This window comes from Clostridium sp. ZS2-4 (assembly GCF_026719745.1).
Taxonomy (GTDB): domain Bacteria; phylum Bacillota; class Clostridia; order Clostridiales; family Clostridiaceae; genus Clostridium_H.
Map to the genome: position 1 here is coordinate 1 of NZ_JAPPRQ010000060.1, position 556 is coordinate 556.

Consider the following 556-nt stretch of genomic DNA (forward strand, 5'->3'; position numbering starts at 1 on the left):
ATAATGTAATAAAAGAAGGAAGAGATAGAGAAACATATCCTCCCTTTGATGATGAACCAATAGCAGGTAGAAAACCAGCACCACCGGAACCACCTAAGGAAGAAAAGAAAGGGTTTAACTGGGGAGGGTTGTTAGTAGGAGTAGTGGCTGCTGTTGCAGTAGTTGCATCTGTGGTAACATTTGGAGTAGGTGCAGTACTTGTAGGAGCCGTCATAGGAGCATGTGCAGGAGCAGCATGTGCAGTAGTAAGCACTGCAATATCTGATAATATAAGTGGTAATAAAAGTAGTCTTGAAACTTATGCAAAAAATGCACTAAAGGGAGCTTGTATAGGAGCAGTATCTGGAGCGATATTTGGTCCATTTGGTGCCTTTGAAAGTGCAGCAGGAGTTATGAGTTTTGGTGGAATAAATGGAGCTGCTGATAGCTTATTGACTCAAGCTATAGATGGTAAATTTAGTTTAAGTCAAATTTTATTCGATGGAATTATAGGAGCAGCAACAGCTGGTTTATTACATGGTGTAGGAAAAATTGTATCAAAGGTTTCACCATATAT

At 39.6% G+C, this 556-nt stretch carries 1 pseudogene; it reads left to right on the forward strand.

The features are described from left to right. Positions 1-556 (forward strand): annotated as a pseudogene (locus tag OIO11_RS17305) (hypothetical protein); the annotation flags it as partial.